Consider the following 16,034-nt stretch of genomic DNA (forward strand, 5'->3'; position numbering starts at 1 on the left):
TCGCGCGATCTGGTAACCACCAGCCGTCGCCAAACTACTCCCTGGGGTATTGGGTCCTGGATCTGCGCTCCGCTTCGCAGCGCTAGTCCAGGACGACGACAAGATTCAGTTGCCCTACTGCGGCCTTGCCCGCCGCTTCTTCGTCGATTGCGTCGGCACATCCGCCGGCTCGTCCCTGATCGCGCCGATCTTGCGCAGCGCCGCGTCCGCGGCGCGCTCGCCGCTTTCCCAGGCGCCGTCGACGGTGCCCCACAAGGTCTCGTGCGTGGCTTCGCCGGCGAGGAAGACATTGCCGATAGGCTCGCTCAGGATCCTGCGCGAGAGCTGGCCGCCGGGCGCGGACGCCGACATCGCGCCCATGACGTAAGGCGAGGCATTCCAGCGCGTGACGCTGGTCTTCTGCACGGCGACCGCGGCCTCGCTGCCGAACAGCTTCGTGATCCACTCCTTCGCGAAGGCCGCCATGGCCTTCTCGCCCTGCTCGGAAAGATCGCGGCCGAACGAGCCGCCGACGTCGATCGAGCACAGCGAGGAGCCGCCGATATTGGCGTACATCAGCGCCGTACGTGTCGAATTGCTCTGCTCGATCAGGATGTCGTCACGCGACAGGCCGAGTGGATTGCCGGGGAGCTGCAGCACGATGTGGTCGTAGCTGCCGAGCGTGAGCTTTGAGGCCGCGTCCAGCGTGCGCTTGGGGATGTCGGGCGCAAACTTGATCGCACCTGATGTCAGCACGTTGGTCGAGACCGTGAGAATCGCGGCGCGCGCGGCGATCTTGCCGGACTGCGTCTCGACACTGACCTCGCGATTGCTCCAGGTGATCCGGCTCGCCGGCGTCGACAGCGCGATCGGCGCCTGCTCGCCGAGTTTCGTGATCAGGGTCCCCAGCCCCTGGCGGCAGGCGATCGGCGCATTGCGGTCCTGTGCGCGCGCCTTGTCGATCGCGGACAGCTCCTTCAGATCCTTGCCGGCGAAGCCCGGGCCCAGCATGAACTCGGCCGCACCGGCCCAGTCGCCGAGGTCCTTCGGCAGCACCGAGGCGCAGGAGGTATCGAGCTTGCCGCGCGCGGCCTCGTCGATGGCGCGGTTGGCCCGGACCAGCGCCGCCAGGAATTCCTCGGTCTCGCCCGCGCGTGCGTTGCGGCGACCGATGCGCATCTTCTGGCCCGATGGCGCCGGCAGCACGTCGAGACCGGCGCTGCGCGCCAGCCGGATCATCGGATTGGTCTCGGGATTGTGCATCCAGCGCGCGCCACGGTCGAACGGCACGTCAAAGGTCGTGGTATCCGTGATGCAGCGGCCGCCGACCTGCGAGGCCGCCTCCACCACCACGACCTTGCGATTGGCTGCCAGGATACGCCGCGCCGCAGCGATTCCGGCGGCGCCCGCGCCGATCACGACGATGTCGGCCTCACGCGGCAGGGGTGCGGCGGTTGCCCGCAGCACCGGCGTGGCGGCAAGGGCCGCCGACGCGACAAGGAAACCGCGGCGCGTGATTGTCATGTCATGGTTTCCGGAGACTTGCGGCGAACGGGAACAGCCCGCGAACCTTGCCGCATCTGATGTTGCACGGCAACCATCATGGTGAATCAATCGTGCTTGATCTCACAGAGTGATGAACCGAATTGCAAGACGTTTCGACCATGATAGAGAAAGGAAAAAAGACGGCCGGAAAAGGCCGTGGGGGAGTTCGACATGGGGACGGTCCTTGATTCAGTCGGCAAGCTGATTGCCGCGTACCTCTCGAAGGAGGTGCCGGGCTATGAGCCGTTCACGCCGAGCGACCCCGAGCATCTGCGCGGCATCATCGAGCCCGGCGACGTGCTGCTGGTCGAGGGCAACAACCGTATCTCCGGCATCATCAAATATCTGACGCAGTCGACTTGGTCGCACGCCGCGCTCTATGTCGGTCCGGTCGAGGGAGCCACAGAGCCCAACGGCGAGCCGCATGTGCTGATCGAGGCCAATATCGGCGAAGGCGTCACCTCGGCCCCGCTGTCGAAATACTTCCCGTATCACACCCGCGTCTGCCGCCCGGTCGGGCTGTCCTATGAGGACCGCACCACGGTCTGCCGCTATGCGATCAACCGCATCGGCTTCGGCTACGATACCAAGAACATCCTCGACCTGATGCGCTTCCTGTTCCCGCTGCCGGTGCCGCAGCGCTGGCGGCGCCGCATGATCGCGCTCGGCTCGGGCGATCCGACCAAGATCATCTGCTCGGCGCTGATCGCGCAGGCGTTCGACGCCGTGCGCTACCCGATCCTGCCGAAGATCACCAAGGCCGGCAGCCGCGCCGCGCGGCGCGAGATCCTGCACATCCGCGATTCCTCGCTGTACATGCCCCGCGACTTCGACATCTCGCCCTATTTCGAGGTGGTCAAGCCGACCATCGTCAATGGATTCGACTACACCGCCCTGCACTGGGCCGACAAGCAGAAGCCGCTCGAGGAGGTGGCGGGCACTTTCAGTGTGTTTCCAGAAACGCTCCGTGCGCCGCCGCTCGTTCCTGAAGCGGCTGACGAAGAAACGCCGGCTGAAATTCCGGCTGAGGAAGTGAACGCGCAGGCCAGCGTCGCGTTCTCCGAGCATTTCGTGCTGCTGAGCGAGCTCGCGACGTACCGCGCGCGGGCGCGGGAGATGACGGCTTAGGTCACGTCCTCCCCAACGTCGTCCTGGCGAAGGCCAGGACCCATTACCCCAAGCAGCAGTTTGGCGAAGACTTGTCGTTCGGTGCGCCTACCGAGCGCTATCGATGGATTCCGCGGTATGGGTCCTGGCTTTCGCCAGGACGACGCTAGAGGAGATACTGCGCGTCTCTCTCCGCCGTCATTGCGAGGAGCTCTTGCGACGAAGCAATCCAGACGGCCTCTGCGGCAACGGTCTGGATTGCTTCGCTGCGCTCGCAATGACGTGAAGACCTACCGCTCCGCCCGTCCGATCACCGCCATCAGCTCCGCGATCTTCGCGCGCTGGTCGGCCTTGTCGCCGCTCGAAATGGCGTGCTCGACGCAATGGGCGACGTGGTCCTTCAGGACCTCCTCCTCGACCCGGCGCAGCGCGGCGCGCACGGCCGATATCTGCGTCACGATGTCGATGCAGTAGCGGTCTTCCTCTACCATTTTCGAGAGGCCACGAACCTGGCCCTCGATCCGGCCGAGACGTTTTCCGACAGATGCCTTGATGTCCTTGCGCATGGGGTTTATATACCCCTACCGGGTATGGGTTGCAAGGACCTGCTGGAAGGCCGGAGCATGGGAATGAACAAGAACGAACACGAGCATCATCACGACGCGGCAACGCCTTCCGGATGCGGCTGTTCAGCGGCGGCGCCGGCGGCGACGCCCACGGCATCCTCGTGCTGCGGCGGTCACGGCGATCATTCCGGCCATGCCCACCATCACGGCCATGACCAGGGCGACGCCGCGACCAGGGTCAAGGACCCCGTCTGCGGCATGACGGTCGATCCTGCGACATCAAAGCATCGCTTCGAGCATCACGGCGAGACCTTCCATTTCTGCTCGGCCGGCTGCCGCACCAAGTTCGCGGCCGATCCCGCAAAATATCTCGCCAAGGAAACGGCTCCCGAGCCTGAGATGCCCGCAGGCACGATCTACACCTGCCCGATGCATCCGGAGATCCGGCAGGTCGGTCCCGGCACCTGCCCGATCTGCGGCATGGCGCTGGAGCCCGAAGTGGCGAGCCTGGAGACCGGCCCCAATCCGGAACTCGCCGACATGACGCGGCGGTTCTGGATCGGCGGCGCGCTGGCGCTGCCGGCGGTGGTGCTGGAGATGGGCGGCCATCTCGCAGGTCCGCACAACTGGATCGACCAGACTCTCTCGAACTGGATCCAGCTCGTCTTCGCCACGCCCGTGGTGCTGTGGGCCGGCTGGCCGTTCTTCGTCCGCGGCTGGCAGTCGCTGCTGACGCGCAATCTCAACATGTTCACGCTGATCGCGATGGGCACCGGGGTCGCCTACATCTACAGCATTCTCGGAACGGTCACGCCGCAGATCTTCCCTGCGACCTTCCGCGGTCATGGCGGCGCGGTCGCGATCTATTTCGAGGCCGCAGCCGTCATCACAGTGCTGGTGCTGCTCGGCCAGGTGCTGGAGCTGCGCGCCCGCGATGCGACGTCGGGTGCGATCAAGGCGCTGCTGCAGCTTGCGCCGAAGACCGCGCGCCGCGTCGATGCCGATGGCAGCGAGCATGAGGTCGAGATCGACACGCTCCATGCCGGCGACCGCTTGCGCGTTCGTCCCGGTGAGAAGGTGCCGGTCGACGGCGCGATCCTGGAGGGACGCTCCGCGCTCGATGAGTCCCTCGTGACAGGCGAATCCATGCCGGTCACCAAGGAGGTCGGCGCCAAGGTCATCGCCGGCACGCTGAACCAGTCCGGCAGCTTCATCATGCGCGCCGACAAGGTCGGACGCGAGACGCTGCTGTCACAGATCGTGCAGATGGTCGCAGACGCGCAGCGCTCGCGCGCGCCGATCCAGCGACTGGCCGACCAGGTCGCCGGCTGGTTCGTGCCGGCCGTGATCGTCGTCGCCGTCGCCGCCTTCGCCGCCTGGGCCTGGTTCGGACCGGAGCCGCGGCTCGCCTTCGGTCTCGTCGCCGCCGTCAGCGTGCTGATCATCGCCTGTCCCTGCGCGCTGGGCCTGGCAACCCCGATGTCGATCATGGTCGGCGTCGGCCGCGGCGCGCAAGCCGGCGTGCTGATCAAGAACGCCGAGGCGCTGGAGCGGATGGAGAGGATCGATACGCTGGTGGTGGACAAGACCGGCACGCTGACCGAGGGCAAGCCCAAGGTGGTTGGAATCGTGCCGGCCTCCGGCTTTGCGGAAGACGACATCCTGCGCATGGCGGCCACCGTCGAGCGCGCCAGCGAGCATCCGCTGGCCGACGCGATCGTGCGCGCGGCAAAGGACAAGCAGCTCGCGCTCGGCCAGGTCGAGGAGTTCGACTCGCCAACGGGCAAGGGCGCGACCGGCAAGGTGGACCGCAAGACCGTCGTGCTCGGCAACGCCAAATATTTCGCCTCGATCGGCATCGACACCAAGGCACTCGACGCCGAGGCCGAACGGCTGCGCGGCGACGGCGCCACCGTGATCAACATGGCCGTCGATGGTGCTATTGCCGGCCTGTTCGCGATCGCCGATCCGGTCAAGGCCTCGACGCCGGAGGCGCTGAAGGCACTGGCCGACGAAGGCATCAAGGTGATCATGCTGACCGGCGACAACCGCACGACGGCAGAAGCCGTGGCGCGCCGGCTCGGCATCGCCGAGGTCGAGGCCGAAGTTCTGCCGGACCAGAAGAGCGCGGTGGTGACCAAGCTGCAAAGCGCCGGCCGCAGCGTCGCGATGGCCGGCGACGGTGTCAACGACGCGCCGGCGCTGGCCGCCGCCGAGGTCGGCATCGCCATGGGCACCGGCACTGATGTCGCCATGGAAAGCGCCGGCGTCACCCTGCTCAAGGGCGACCTCACCGGCATCGTCCGGGCGCGAAAACTGTCGCAGGCGACCATGAGCAACATCCGACAGAACCTGTTCTTCGCCTTCATCTACAATGCCGCCGGCATTCCGATCGCCGCCGGCATCCTCTACCCGACCTTCGGCGTGCTGCTCTCCCCGATCATAGCCGCGGCGGCGATGGCGCTGTCCTCGGTGAGCGTGGTCGGCAACGCGTTGCGGCTGCGTGCGACGCGGCTGTGAGTGTCGCAAAATCCGTGTAAAACAGGTCCATTCGGCGATATGCGCGGAGAGGACCTGATGCAGCGGATTACGATCACGATCGAGGACGACCTCCTGGCGGAGATCGACGCCGCGGCGGAGGCGCGCGGCTACCAGAACCGCTCCGAGATCATCCGCGACCTCGCGCGCGCCGGGCTGCAGCAGAGCACGGAGGACACGGCGCAGACCGGCCAATGCGTCGCCGGTCTCGTCTATGTCTACGACCACGCCGCGCGTGATCTGTCGAAACGGCTGGTGCAGGAGTTCCACGGCCACCACGACCTCGCGCTGGCGACGCTGCACGTCCATCTCGACGACGACAATTGCATGGAGATGACGGCGCTGCGCGGCGCCGCCGACGAGGTCCGGCATTTCGCCGACCACATCATCGCCGAGCGCGGCGTGCGCTACGGCCGCGTGGTGATGATTCCGACCGGCGACGGCAAGCAGGTGAAGGCGCGCAAGCACGGGCACCGGCACGAGTAGGCACGAGGCGCACACGCGGTGCCGACCCTGTGGGAGAGGGGTGGCTCACCGCGGAGCGGTGAGACGGGTGAGGGGTCTCTCTCCGCGACTCCAACTCTTGTTTGAATTCGTGGATAGAACCCCCCATCCGGCGCCGTAGCCGAAGCTTTGCTTCGGCGTTTTTAAGAACGGCTGCCGCCTATGCCACCTTCTCCCAAGGGGAGAAGGAAAGTCCCCCGCCCTTGCCGAAGCCGTATTCGGTGTCTACCTCTCGCCGATAATCCACCTCAGAGGGTCCCCCATGCTGGATGCCGCCGTCAAGGCGCTGTCGCAAATGATCTCGCCGCCGATGCGCTCGATCCTGTGGCGATCGATCGGGCTTGCGCTCGTGCTGATCACCGTGCTGGCGGTCGGCCTGCAGAGGCTCTTGAGCTGGTTTGCGACCTATGGCGAGGTCTGGCTGGAAGGCCTGCTCGGGCCGGGCTGGCACTCCTCGCTCGAGGTCCTCTCCTGGATCGTCTCGATCGCGGCCGGCCTCGGCGTCGTATTTGGCGGCGTCTTCCTGATGCCGGCGATCACCTCGCTGGTGGCGAGCCTGTTCGTCGACGACGTCGCCGACATCGTCGAGCGCGAGCATTATCCTGCCGAGCAGCCGGGCGTTGCACTGCCGTTCAGCCAGGCGATCCTCGAAGGCGTCAAGACTGCGCTGCTGACCATTCTGGTCTATCTCGCCGCGCTGCCGCTGGTGTTCTTCGCCGGCGCCGGCTTCCTGATCTTCTTCCTCGCCGCCGCCTGGCTGCTGGGTCGCGAATATTTCGAGCTCGCCGCGATGCGCTTCCGCCCCCCGCACGACGCCAAGGCGATGCGGCGCGACAATGCCGCGACCATCTTCACCGCCGGCCTGTTCATCGCCGCCTTCGTCTCGATCCCGATCGTGAACCTGGCGACGCCGATCTTCGGCATGGCCTTCATGGTCCACATGCACAAGCGCCTGTCAGGCCCGCGGCCCGAACTGATCGAGCCGGCGCGGCAGATGCGGTAACCCGGCTCAAGCCACCCGCACCCCGCATTTGCGCAACAGCATCTTGGCGAAGCCGAACGGTGCCGGCGTGAACGGACCGGGCGGCGCGCGGGCGATCAGGGCGACGAAGCCGAGCGCGGCCATCGCCAGCCAGAAGCAGAGCCAGAAGCCGTCGATATAGGCGAGCACATTGGCCTCGCGCTGCACGAAGCCGGCGAGCGTCCCGACCGCACGCGCCTGTGCGAGACCGGCACCATGGGCAGCGAAATGGTCGGTCAGTTGCTTGAGCATGCGGACCACGTCGACATCGCCGACCGCGAGGTTCTGGCCGAGATAAAAGGAATGGACCTGCTCGCGGACGCGCAGCCAGGTTCCCATCAGCGCCACGCCGATCTCGGCGCCGCCGAGCCGCATGATCTGGATGTAGGCGGCAAAGGCGGTCGCACGACTGGGATCGGCGTTCGACAATGCCGTGATGATAAGCGGTAGCAGCGTCAGCGACTGTCCGACCGCCTGCAGCAGCACGATGCCGATGAAATCTTCCCGCGCCCATTCGTGCGTGAGCTGGGTGCCCCAGAGGTTGGCGGCGGCGAAACAGGCAAAGCCCAGCGTCACGACGCCGCGCGCGTCGAAATGGCGGAGCAGCCAGATCGAGAGCGGCACCAGAACGAACATCGGTAGCGCACCATAGGTCAGCAGCAACAGGCCGCTCTGCTCCGGCCTGAGCAGCACGACGTTGCCGAGGAAGTTCGGCACCAGTGACGAGTTGGAGAGCGAGGTCAGCGTGTAGAGCAGGATCACCACCAGCGCCAGGCCGATATTGCGGGAGAACAGCACATTCACATGCGCCCAGGGCTGGCGCACCAGCGACTCGTTGACGAGGAAGGCGACGAACAGCACGCCGCCACCGACGAGCAGCGCCATCACCGTGCCGGAGCCGAGCCAGTCGAGGCGATTGCCCTGGTCGAGACCGGCGTAGATCATGCCGACGGCCGCACCGAGCAGCAGCATCCCGCCCCAATCGGCCTCGCGCAGCAACGTGCGGTTCACCGGCTCGCTCGGCGTGCCCAGATAGACCATCAGACCCATCACCGGCGCCAGTATCACGCTCTGCCAGTACAGCCACTGCCAGCCGAGATGCTCGACATAGAAGCCGACCAGCGAGCTCGACGTATCCAGCGCAAATCCAACCCGGATCGAATAGAGCGCGATCGCCGGCAACCACCAGCGCATCGGCAAGTTCCGAAAGATGATCATCAACGTTGCCGGCACGAAGGTGCCGAGCAACAGGCCATGGACGACACTGAGCGCGATCAGCGTCGGATAGTCGTGCAGGAAAGGGATGATCAGCGAGACGACCGCATAGACGAGGCTCGGAATGGCGAGCACCCGCCGCAGGCCAAAGACGGTCGCAAGCCAGGCCACCGCGGGTGCGATGAAGATCTGGGAGCCGATCCCGGCGGTCGAGAGCCAGGCGCCTTCGTCGAAGCTGAGGCCGAATGCGCCGCGCAGATCCGGCAGGCCGACCGTGGTCAGCCGGCTGTCGAAATTGGCGAGGAACGAGCCGAGCAGCACCGCCGCGACGGCAAACAAGGGCTGCGGCGCGATGCCGCCGCGCGAGACTGGTCCGCGGCCGGCATCGTCATTTTCCGCCATTGCCGCCCTTCGTATCGATGCTGGTGACGACCGACATGCCGGGCACGAGCCGCGCCAGCAACGGTTGATCGTCATCGAACTGGATGCGGACGGGAATGCGCTGCACGGCTTTCGTGAAATTGCCGGTGGCGTTGTCCGGCGGCAGCAGCGCGACCTGCGCGCCGGTCGCGGGCGCAATGCGCTCGACCTTGCCGCGCAGCTTCTCGCGCGGAAAACTGTCGACGGTGATCTCGACCGGCTGGCCCGGCGCGATATGGGTGAGCTGGGTCTCCTTGTAGTTCGCGATCACGTACACTTTCGGCAACGGCACCACGTTGATGAGATTGGTGCCGATATTGACGTAGTCGCCGGGCTGCACCTGGCGCTCGCCGACGACGCCGTCGAACGGTGCGGTGATCCTGGTGTAGCCGAGCTTCAGCTTTGCGCTCGCCAGCGTCGCTTTGGCCGCTTCCACATCGGCGGCGCGCTGCTTCCTGGTGCCCTGTAGAACCTCGAGCTGGTGTTGCTGGGCCGCGATCACGGCGCGGCTGGCGCGCACATCCGCCTGCGCCTTGGCAAGACCCGCAACCGCCTGTTCGAGCCGCTGCCGCGTGCCGGCCTCGGTCTGCGAGAGCGATTGCTGGCGCTCCTGCTCCTGCTTGGCCTCGACCTGCAGCGCCTCCGCCGACAGAAGCGCGGCTTCGGCCTGCGCGATCGTCGCGTATTGCAGCTCGATCTGGTTGCTGAGATTGTCGAGCACGGCTTGCGCCGCAGCGACCGCGGCATCGGCCTGTGCGACCTGGGCCTGGTAATCCGCGGAATCGATCTGGATCAGCAGGTCGCCGGCCTTGACGCGCTGGAAGTCGGTGACCCCAACGGTCAGCACCTCGCCGGAGACGCGGCTTGCAAGCCGCGTCAGCTCGGCGCGGACATAGGCGTCGTTGGTGGTCTGGACCGCGGCATTGCCGACCCATTCATCGAAGCGCAGCGTTGCCAGCGCGACGAAGGCAAGGGCGACGATGACGGCGAACAGCGGAATTGCGAGGCGGCTCCAGAGCGAGGGCGCTGGCGGCTGTGTCGGCTTGGGCGGGGCGGTTGGGGCTGCGGCAGGCGACGGCGAAATTTGTTCCTGCTGACTCACGATATCACCCCAAAATCGCGTTCTCTCGTTCTCGTCATTCCGGGGCGATGCGCAGCATCGAACCCGGAATCTCGAGATTCCGGGCCGGGTCCTTCGGACCGTCCCGGAATGACGGGCATTGCCATCACACCGTCTTCTCCGGCCAGCGGCAGAGATCGTTGATCAGGCACACCTCGCAGCGCGGCTTGCGTGCGAGGCAAGTATAGCGGCCGTGCAGGATCAGCCAATGATGGGCGTGGAGCATGAACTCGGGCGGGATCACCTTTTCGAGACCGAGCTCGACGTCGAGCGGCGTCTTGCCGGGCGCAAGCCCCGTGCGGTTGCCGACGCGGAAGACATGGGTGTCCACCGCCATGGTGTGCTCGCCGAAGGCCATGTTGAGCACGACGTTTGCAGTCTTGCGGCCCGCACCGGGCAACGACTCGATCTCGGCGCGCGTGCGCGGCACCTCGCCGCCGAAATCGCTGAGCACTTTTGCCGACAGCGCGATGACGTTCTTGGCCTTGGTGCGATAGAGGCCGATGGTCTTGATGTATTCGCGCAAGCGCTCCTCGCCGAGGTCGAGCATCTTCTGCGGGGTGTCGGCGACCTCGAACAAGGCGCGTGTCGCCTTGTTGACGCCGGCGTCGGTCGCCTGCGCCGACAGCACCACGGCGACCAGCAGCGTGAACGGGTTGACGTGCTCGAGCTCGCCCTTCGGCTCCGGATTGGCCTTGCGGAAACGGCTGAAGACCTCGTGAATCTCCGCCGGCGTCCAGGGTCTCGTGGCCTTGAGTGATTTTTTGGCCGGCGCCGATTTCTTGGCGGGCTTGGGCTTGGTGACAGCCGCCTTTGCCTTTTTCTTCGGCACGGCGGCTTTGCGCGGGACCGGCTTGCGGGTGATTTTCGCCATGATCGGGATATACTGAGGGACGATGAGCACAGGCAACGAAATTGAGCGCGAGCACGAGGTGCAGATCTTCTCCGCGCTGCTGACGCCGCACCGCTCGCTGAACCGCACCGGCTTCCTCGCCGTGATGCTGTTCCTGAGTATCGTCAGCTTTGCCACCGGCCTCGCCTTCCTGTTGAAGGGCGCCTGGCCCGTGCTCGGCTTCTTCGGTCTCGACGTGCTCGTGGTCTGGTGGGCCTTCAGGGTCAATTTCGGCACCGCCCGGGCGCGCGAGCAAATCACCGTCACGACCTCCGAACTGCGGGTGAAGCGCATCAGCCATCGCGGCCAGGTCGCCGAATGGACCTTCAATCCGCTCTGGGTCCGCCTCGACATGGAAGTCGACGAGGATTTCGGCATCGAGCATCTTTATCTGATCTCGCGCGGCCACCAGATTCAGATCGCAAGGTTCCTCGGGCCCGAGGAAAAGGCAAGTTTTTACAAAGGCTTAGTTGAGGCCCTGAACGCCGCCAAGCGTGGGCCAACCTATAACCCGATCAGCTGATCCCAGTCGGAAATCGGGTGGTTTCAGACCCGCCCCTCTCCTACATTTCCGGTCATGATGACACTCGCAATCCATGACCAGCGCCTGGCCAAGCCGGGCCCCCAGAACGCCGCGTTGCGCGACTATGATTCCGTGCGCCGGGCGATTGCGTTCATCTCGGAGAACTGGCGCGCGCAGCCGACCATCGAGGCAATGGCGGATGCCGCCGGCGTCACGCCGGATGAGCTGCACCATCTGTTCCGCCGCTGGGCCTCGATCACGCCGAAGGCTTTCATGCAGGCGCTCACGCTCGATCATGCCAAGGGATTGCTGCGGGATTCCGCCAGCATTCTGGATGCCGCGCTCGACTCCGGGCTGTCAGGCCCGGGCCGGCTGCACGATCTCTTCGTCACCCATGAGGCGATGTCGCCCGGCGAATGGAAGAACGGCGGCGCGGGACTCACCCTGCGCTACGGCTTCCACCCCTCGCCGTTCGGCACCGCCATCGTGATCGCGACCGACCGCGGTCTCTCGGGTCTCGCCTTCGCCGATCACGGTGAAGAGAAGATCGCGCTCGCCGACATGACGCGGCGCTGGCCGAACGCGACCTATGTGGAAGATCACGAGGGCACCGCACCGCTCGCCGCACGCATCTTCGATACCAAACTCTGGCGGCCGGACCAGCCGCTGCGCGTGGTTCTGATCGGCACCGATTTCGAGGTACGGGTGTGGGAGACGCTGCTGAAGATCCCGATGGGCCGCGCGGTGTCCTATTCCGACATCGCCTGCAACATCAACAGCCCGAAGGCCTCGCGCGCCGTCGGCGCAGCCGTCGGCAAGAATCCGGTCTCATTCGTCGTGCCCTGCCACCGCGCGCTCGGCAAGAGCGGCACGCTCACCGGCTATCACTGGGGCGTCACCCGCAAGCAGGCGATGCTGGGCTGGGAAGCCGGGCGGGTGGGGATGCAGTAGGTCTACTCCCTCGCCCCGCTTGCGGAGAGAGGGTCGGGTGAGGGGGAGTCTCCACGGGGACGGTGACAGTCGGACTCGCGGAAAATCCCCCTCACCCGGAATCCGCGCTACGCGCGCATTCCGGCCTCTCCCCGCACGCGGGGAGAGGCGAAGAGATCAGCCCGCCAGATCCAGCTTCGACGCCACCGTCGAATCCGCATTCAGCCGGTAGATGATCGGAACGCCGGTGGCGAGTTCGCGCTTCAAAATGCCTTCGGGCGAGAGCTTTTCCAGCACCATGATCAGCGCGCGCAGCGAATTGCCGTGGGCGGCGACCAGCGTACGCTTGCCGTTGAGCACGCCGGGAAGGATCTCCTGCACATAGTACGGCAATGCACGCGCCAGCGTGTCCTTCAGGCTTTCGCCGCCGGGCGGCGGTACGTCGTAGGAGCGGCGCCAGATCAGCACCTGGTCCTCGCCCCATTTCTTGCGGGCGTCATCCTTGTTGAGGCCGGAGAGATCGCCATAGTCGCGCTCGTTCAGCGCGAGGTTCTTCGAAGTTGGCAGACCCTTCTGGCCGAGCTCGTCGAGGATGAGGTCCAGCGTATGCTGCGCGCGCGTCAGCACCGAGGTGTAGGCGACGTCGAACACGAGCCCCTGAGCCTTCAGCTTACGGCCTGCTTCCTTCGCTTCGGTCACCCCGAGCTCGGTAAGGTCGGGGTCCTTCCAGCCCGTGAACAGGTTCTTCAGATTCCATTCGCTCTGGCCATGGCGCACGAGCACGAGGAGACGTTCACTCATCAACTGCTTTCCATCTCGTTTTTGTTCCGAGCATGACCTTGTCGGAAGACCGTTTCGCACTTTGCGCTAACGCAGCCCTCCGGGTCCGGATCATGCTCTTGTTCAGATGTCGGACAGGCCGAGCACGTCGGCCATGGAGTAGTGCCCCGGCGGCTTGCCATGCGCCCACAGCGCCGCCTTGAGCGCGCCATGGGCGAACAGCATGCGATCCTCGGCCTGATGCGACAGCGTCAGGCGCTCGAACGGGCCGAGGAAGGTTACGCTGTGGTCGCCGGCCACGGTGCCGCCGCGCAAGGAGGCGAAACCGATATTGCCCGGCCGGCGCGCGCCGGTGATGCCGTCGCGGCCACGCTCGGAATGTTCGTCGAGGGTAACGCCGCGGCCGCTGGCCGCGGCCTGCCCCAGCATCAGCGCCGTGCCCGAGGGCGCATCGACCTTCATGCGGTGATGGGTCTCGACGATCTCGATGTCGAAGCTTTCGTCGAGCGCCTTGGCGACGCGCTTGACGACGGCCGCGAGCAAATTGACGCCCAGGCTCATATTGCCGGACTGCACCACCACCGCGCGGTTGGTGACGCTCTTGATGACGGCGTTGTCGGAGCCGGAAAGCCCCGTCGTGCCGACGACATGCACGATGCCGCGCTGGGCGGCGATCGCGACATTGGCGATGGTCGCCGCCGGCACGGTGAAATCGAGGATGCCGTCGGCGTCCTTGGACATCGCCCAGAGATCGGCGGAGAGCTTGATGTCGTTGGCCGGGAGGCCTGCGAGCACGCCGGCATCCTTGCCGAGCAGCTCGGAGCCCGGCGCCTCCAGTGCACCCGCCAGCACCGCGCCTTTGCTTTCGGCAATCGCCCGCACCAGCGCGCGGCCCATCCGGCCGCCGGCTCCTGCAACAATCAAGCGCATGTCGGACATGGTGTGATCCTCTTCAGGGCCGTTGTAGCGGGGGGATGCAGTTCCGGCAACCGAGGGGATCGGGCAGGCACAGACGCACTCGCTCCTTCCCCTGGAGGCAGGTCGCTTGCGGCCATCCTTCGAGACGCCCAGCCTGCGGCGGGCCCTCAGGATGAGGGCTGAGCGTGCGGCGGCAATTTCGCCGCCGGGCCGCTGCCAGTTAGCCTCATCCTGAGGAGACCGCGGAGCGGTCGTCTCGAAGGACGAGGCGTGCGCGCAGATTGCGCCTCAGCCGTCCTGCGGCTGCGGGCCGTCATAGCCCTCGATGATGATGAGGTCGGCGATCGAGTGCGGCTGCCGCACCTTGATGTTGGCCTGGTATTCCGGCGAGTTGTAGCAGGCGATTGCGGTCTGGTAGTCCGGGAATTCGATGACGACGTTGCGGGTGCGGCTGGCGCCTTCGACGGTGGTGAACTTGCCGCCGCGGACGACGAAGCGGCCACCCCATTTCTTGAAGATCGGGCCGTTGGCGACGACGTAGGGTTTGTAGCCCTCGTCATTGTGCACGTCGACGCGTCCGATCCAGTAGGCTTTTGCCATTGTTCTTCTCCCTTGTTGTTGGTGGTTAGCCGAGCGCCTGCGCGATCTCGGCGTGGATGGCGTCTGCGACAGCCTTGGGGTCCGCGGCTTCCACCACCGGCCGGCCGACGACGAGATAATCGGCGCCCGCGGCGATCGCGCGGCCGGGCGTCATGATGCGCTTCTGGTCGCCGCTGGCCGAACCCGCCGGGCGGATGCCGGGGGTGACGAGGCTCATCCGATGGCCGACGATCTTGCGCAAGGCTCCGGCCTCCTCGGGCGACGACACCAGGCCATCGACACCGAGCACCTGCGCCTGCTGCGCGCGTGCCTCGACCAGCTCGGATACGCTGAGCCGATAGCCGGCGGCGTGAAGATCATCGTCGTTGTAGGACGTCAGCACCGTGACGGCGAGAATCTGCAGCTTCGAGCTGCCGCGACCTTCGACGGCCCCTTTCATGGTTTGCGGATATGCGTGCACGGTGAGGAAGGTCGCGCCGAGCTTCGCCACGCTCTCGACACCGCGCGTCACCGTGTTGCCGATGTCGTGCATCTTGAGATCGGCAAAGACCTTCTTGCCCTTGTCGGCGAGCTTGCCGATCAGCGGCAGGCCGCCGGCATAGGCGAGCTGATAGCCGATCTTGTAGAACGCGACGCTGTCGCCGAGCTTCGCGATCATCGCCTCCGCGGCATCAACACTCGGCAGATCGAGCGCAACGATCAGGCGGTCTTTCGGGGCGATCTCGGCTGGCGTCATGTCACCTCACATCATGCGTTGGGAAACGTCGATCAACTGCGCTACCAGCTCCTTCAAGGCGGCGATATCGCCCTCGTTCTTCAGCCTGTCCATATCGTCATAGGCCTGGTCGGCAAAGGCGAGGGCGAGCTGGCTGGCAATCACATTGGCGTGGCAGGAGGTCAGGATCAGCCTGAGCGCCTGGAGCGCGCGGGCGGCACCCAACCGGCTCTGTGAAGCGCCGGCGAGCGCGAAGGTACGATTGCGGAACACCGCGCCGCGCTCTTCGTGCAGATCGTGAACGCGGCTGACCCAGTCGATCGCATTCTTCAGGAGCGGCGGCACCGAAGCATTGTATTCGGGCGAGACGATCAGCACGCCATGATGCGCGCCGATCATGCGCTTCAGATTGATCGCGTTCTTGGGGACGCCGGACTTGGCCTGGAGATCCCCGTCGTAGATCGGCAGCGGAAAATCGGCGAGCGAGATGCGGGTGACATCGACGCCGGTGCGGGCGAACTCATAGGCGATGACCGCCGCCAGCTTCGCATTGTGCGAGCCGGTGCGCAGCGAGCCGGGAATGACCAGGATTTTGGGTGCGGACATCCGCTTCCATGCGTTCGGCGAAACGAGCCCGCCGCGCAAAAGCAAATGCCGGCGG

16 protein-coding genes are annotated in these 16,034 nt (G+C 65.8%); 6 read left to right on the top strand and 10 right to left on the bottom strand.

The genetic code is table 11. The features are described 5' to 3' along the window. Positions 1 to 114: 114 nt before the first annotated feature. The gene (locus tag A5906_RS03540) at positions 115 to 1,503 is read right to left on the bottom strand and encodes a flavin monoamine oxidase family protein (RefSeq protein WP_080133831.1); all 1,389 of its coding nucleotides are present in this window, start codon (positions 1,501 to 1,503) and stop codon (positions 115 to 117) included. A 192-nt stretch (positions 1,504 to 1,695) separates the two neighbouring features. Here A5906_RS03540 and A5906_RS03545 point away from each other — a divergent pair, with 192 nt between their 5' ends. Further along, positions 1,696 to 2,652: a YiiX/YebB-like N1pC/P60 family cysteine hydrolase gene (locus tag A5906_RS03545; protein WP_080133832.1), complete on the top strand. Its 957-nt coding sequence runs from the start codon at positions 1,696 to 1,698 to the stop codon at positions 2,650 to 2,652. Positions 2,653 to 2,921: 269 nt separating this feature from the next. On the opposite strand, the gene A5906_RS03550 is transcribed toward A5906_RS03545, so the two are convergent. Beyond that, positions 2,922 to 3,197: a metal-sensitive transcriptional regulator gene (locus A5906_RS03550; RefSeq protein WP_018645028.1), complete on the bottom strand. Its 276-nt coding sequence runs from the start codon at positions 3,195 to 3,197 to the stop codon at positions 2,922 to 2,924. Between the two features lie 63 nt (positions 3,198 to 3,260). On the opposite strand from A5906_RS03550, the gene A5906_RS03555 reads away from it, so the two are divergent. From A5906_RS03555 to A5906_RS03565, 3 genes are all read left to right on the top strand, one after another. After that, positions 3,261 to 5,717, top strand: a complete 2,457-nt coding sequence (locus tag A5906_RS03555) for a heavy metal translocating P-type ATPase (protein ID WP_080134056.1) — start codon at positions 3,261 to 3,263, stop codon at positions 5,715 to 5,717. 57 nt (positions 5,718 to 5,774) lie between these two features. After that, positions 5,775 to 6,221 (top strand): nickel-responsive transcriptional regulator NikR, encoded by a 447-nt coding sequence (gene nikR, locus A5906_RS03560; RefSeq protein ID WP_080134057.1) that lies wholly within the window; start codon positions 5,775 to 5,777, stop codon positions 6,219 to 6,221. Between the two features lie 280 nt (positions 6,222 to 6,501). Next, a complete protein-coding gene (locus A5906_RS03565; protein ID WP_080133833.1) occupies positions 6,502 to 7,242 on the top strand; it encodes a sulfate transporter family protein in 741 nt (246 codons plus the stop codon). Positions 7,243 to 7,248: 6 nt separating this feature from the next. On the opposite strand, the gene A5906_RS03570 is transcribed toward A5906_RS03565, so the two are convergent. The 3 genes from A5906_RS03570 to nth all read right to left on the bottom strand — a co-directional run bounded on the left by A5906_RS03570 (position 7,249) and on the right by nth (position 10,889). Further along, complete coding sequence (locus A5906_RS03570; RefSeq protein ID WP_080133834.1) at positions 7,249 to 8,877, bottom strand: MFS transporter; 1,629 nt, start codon at positions 8,875 to 8,877, stop codon at positions 7,249 to 7,251. After that, positions 8,864 to 9,997 (bottom strand): HlyD family secretion protein, encoded by a 1,134-nt coding sequence (locus A5906_RS03575; protein WP_080133835.1) that lies wholly within the window; start codon positions 9,995 to 9,997, stop codon positions 8,864 to 8,866. The genes A5906_RS03570 and A5906_RS03575 overlap by 14 nt, the downstream gene beginning before the upstream one ends. Positions 9,998 to 10,121: 124 nt before the next feature. Further along, a complete protein-coding gene (gene nth, locus A5906_RS03580; protein ID WP_080134058.1) occupies positions 10,122 to 10,889 on the bottom strand; it encodes an endonuclease III in 768 nt (255 codons plus the stop codon). A 22-nt stretch (positions 10,890 to 10,911) separates the two neighbouring features. On the opposite strand from nth, the gene A5906_RS03585 reads away from it, so the two are divergent. Continuing rightward, on the top strand, positions 10,912 to 11,430 hold the full coding sequence (locus A5906_RS03585; RefSeq protein WP_080133836.1) for a DUF2244 domain-containing protein: 519 nt from the start codon (positions 10,912 to 10,914) through the stop codon (positions 11,428 to 11,430). A 54-nt stretch (positions 11,431 to 11,484) separates the two neighbouring features. Beyond that, on the top strand, positions 11,485 to 12,381 hold the full coding sequence (locus A5906_RS03590; protein ID WP_080133837.1) for a methylated-DNA--[protein]-cysteine S-methyltransferase: 897 nt from the start codon (positions 11,485 to 11,487) through the stop codon (positions 12,379 to 12,381). 156 nt (positions 12,382 to 12,537) lie between these two features. Here A5906_RS03590 and A5906_RS03595 read toward each other — a convergent pair whose 3' ends face one another. From A5906_RS03595 to A5906_RS03615, 5 genes are all read right to left on the bottom strand, one after another. Beyond that, on the bottom strand, positions 12,538 to 13,161 hold the full coding sequence (locus A5906_RS03595) for a 2,3-bisphosphoglycerate-dependent phosphoglycerate mutase (RefSeq protein WP_080133838.1): 624 nt from the start codon (positions 13,159 to 13,161) through the stop codon (positions 12,538 to 12,540). A 102-nt stretch (positions 13,162 to 13,263) separates the two neighbouring features. Further along, positions 13,264 to 14,079: a 4-hydroxy-tetrahydrodipicolinate reductase gene (dapB, locus tag A5906_RS03600; protein ID WP_080133839.1), complete on the bottom strand. Its 816-nt coding sequence runs from the start codon at positions 14,077 to 14,079 to the stop codon at positions 13,264 to 13,266. A gap of 267 nt (positions 14,080 to 14,346) precedes the next feature. Continuing rightward, a complete protein-coding gene (locus A5906_RS03605) occupies positions 14,347 to 14,658 on the bottom strand; it encodes a DUF1330 domain-containing protein (protein ID WP_080133840.1) in 312 nt (103 codons plus the stop codon). 25 nt (positions 14,659 to 14,683) lie between these two features. Further along, positions 14,684 to 15,394, bottom strand: a complete 711-nt coding sequence (gene pyrF, locus A5906_RS03610) for an orotidine-5'-phosphate decarboxylase (protein ID WP_080133841.1) — start codon at positions 15,392 to 15,394, stop codon at positions 14,684 to 14,686. A 6-nt stretch (positions 15,395 to 15,400) separates the two neighbouring features. Continuing rightward, positions 15,401 to 15,979: an NADPH-dependent FMN reductase gene (locus A5906_RS03615; protein WP_080134059.1), complete on the bottom strand. Its 579-nt coding sequence runs from the start codon at positions 15,977 to 15,979 to the stop codon at positions 15,401 to 15,403. Positions 15,980 to 16,034 lie beyond the last annotated feature (55 nt).

The sequence above is a fragment of the Bradyrhizobium sacchari genome (assembly GCF_002068095.1).
Taxonomy (GTDB): domain Bacteria; phylum Pseudomonadota; class Alphaproteobacteria; order Rhizobiales; family Xanthobacteraceae; genus Bradyrhizobium; species Bradyrhizobium sacchari.

What these genes read in the sequence shown, in the direction of transcription:
- A5906_RS03540 (WP_080133831.1), bottom strand. Translation starts at nt 1,503, where the DNA reads ATGACAATCACGCGCCGCGGTTTCCTTGTCGCGTCGGCGGCCCTTGCC.
- nikR (WP_080134057.1), top strand. Translation starts at nt 5,775, where the DNA reads ATGCAGCGGATTACGATCACGATCGAGGACGACCTCCTGGCGGAGATC.
- A5906_RS03565 (WP_080133833.1), top strand. Translation starts at nt 6,502, where the DNA reads ATGCTGGATGCCGCCGTCAAGGCGCTGTCGCAAATGATCTCGCCGCCG.
- A5906_RS03590 (WP_080133837.1), top strand. Translation starts at nt 11,485, where the DNA reads ATGATGACACTCGCAATCCATGACCAGCGCCTGGCCAAGCCGGGCCCC.
- pyrF (WP_080133841.1), bottom strand. Translation starts at nt 15,394, where the DNA reads ATGACGCCAGCCGAGATCGCCCCGAAAGACCGCCTGATCGTTGCGCTC.
- nth (WP_080134058.1), bottom strand. Translation starts at nt 10,889, where the DNA reads ATGGCGAAAATCACCCGCAAGCCGGTCCCGCGCAAAGCCGCCGTGCCG.
- A5906_RS03605 (WP_080133840.1), bottom strand. Translation starts at nt 14,658, where the DNA reads ATGGCAAAAGCCTACTGGATCGGACGCGTCGACGTGCACAATGACGAG.
- A5906_RS03550 (WP_018645028.1), bottom strand. Translation starts at nt 3,197, where the DNA reads ATGCGCAAGGACATCAAGGCATCTGTCGGAAAACGTCTCGGCCGGATC.
- A5906_RS03585 (WP_080133836.1), top strand. Translation starts at nt 10,912, where the DNA reads ATGAGCACAGGCAACGAAATTGAGCGCGAGCACGAGGTGCAGATCTTC.
- A5906_RS03555 (WP_080134056.1), top strand. Translation starts at nt 3,261, where the DNA reads ATGAACAAGAACGAACACGAGCATCATCACGACGCGGCAACGCCTTCC.
- A5906_RS03595 (WP_080133838.1), bottom strand. Translation starts at nt 13,161, where the DNA reads ATGAGTGAACGTCTCCTCGTGCTCGTGCGCCATGGCCAGAGCGAATGG.
- dapB (WP_080133839.1), bottom strand. Translation starts at nt 14,079, where the DNA reads ATGTCCGACATGCGCTTGATTGTTGCAGGAGCCGGCGGCCGGATGGGC.
- A5906_RS03615 (WP_080134059.1), bottom strand. Translation starts at nt 15,979, where the DNA reads ATGTCCGCACCCAAAATCCTGGTCATTCCCGGCTCGCTGCGCACCGGC.
- A5906_RS03545 (WP_080133832.1), top strand. Translation starts at nt 1,696, where the DNA reads ATGGGGACGGTCCTTGATTCAGTCGGCAAGCTGATTGCCGCGTACCTC.
- A5906_RS03570 (WP_080133834.1), bottom strand. Translation starts at nt 8,877, where the DNA reads ATGGCGGAAAATGACGATGCCGGCCGCGGACCAGTCTCGCGCGGCGGC.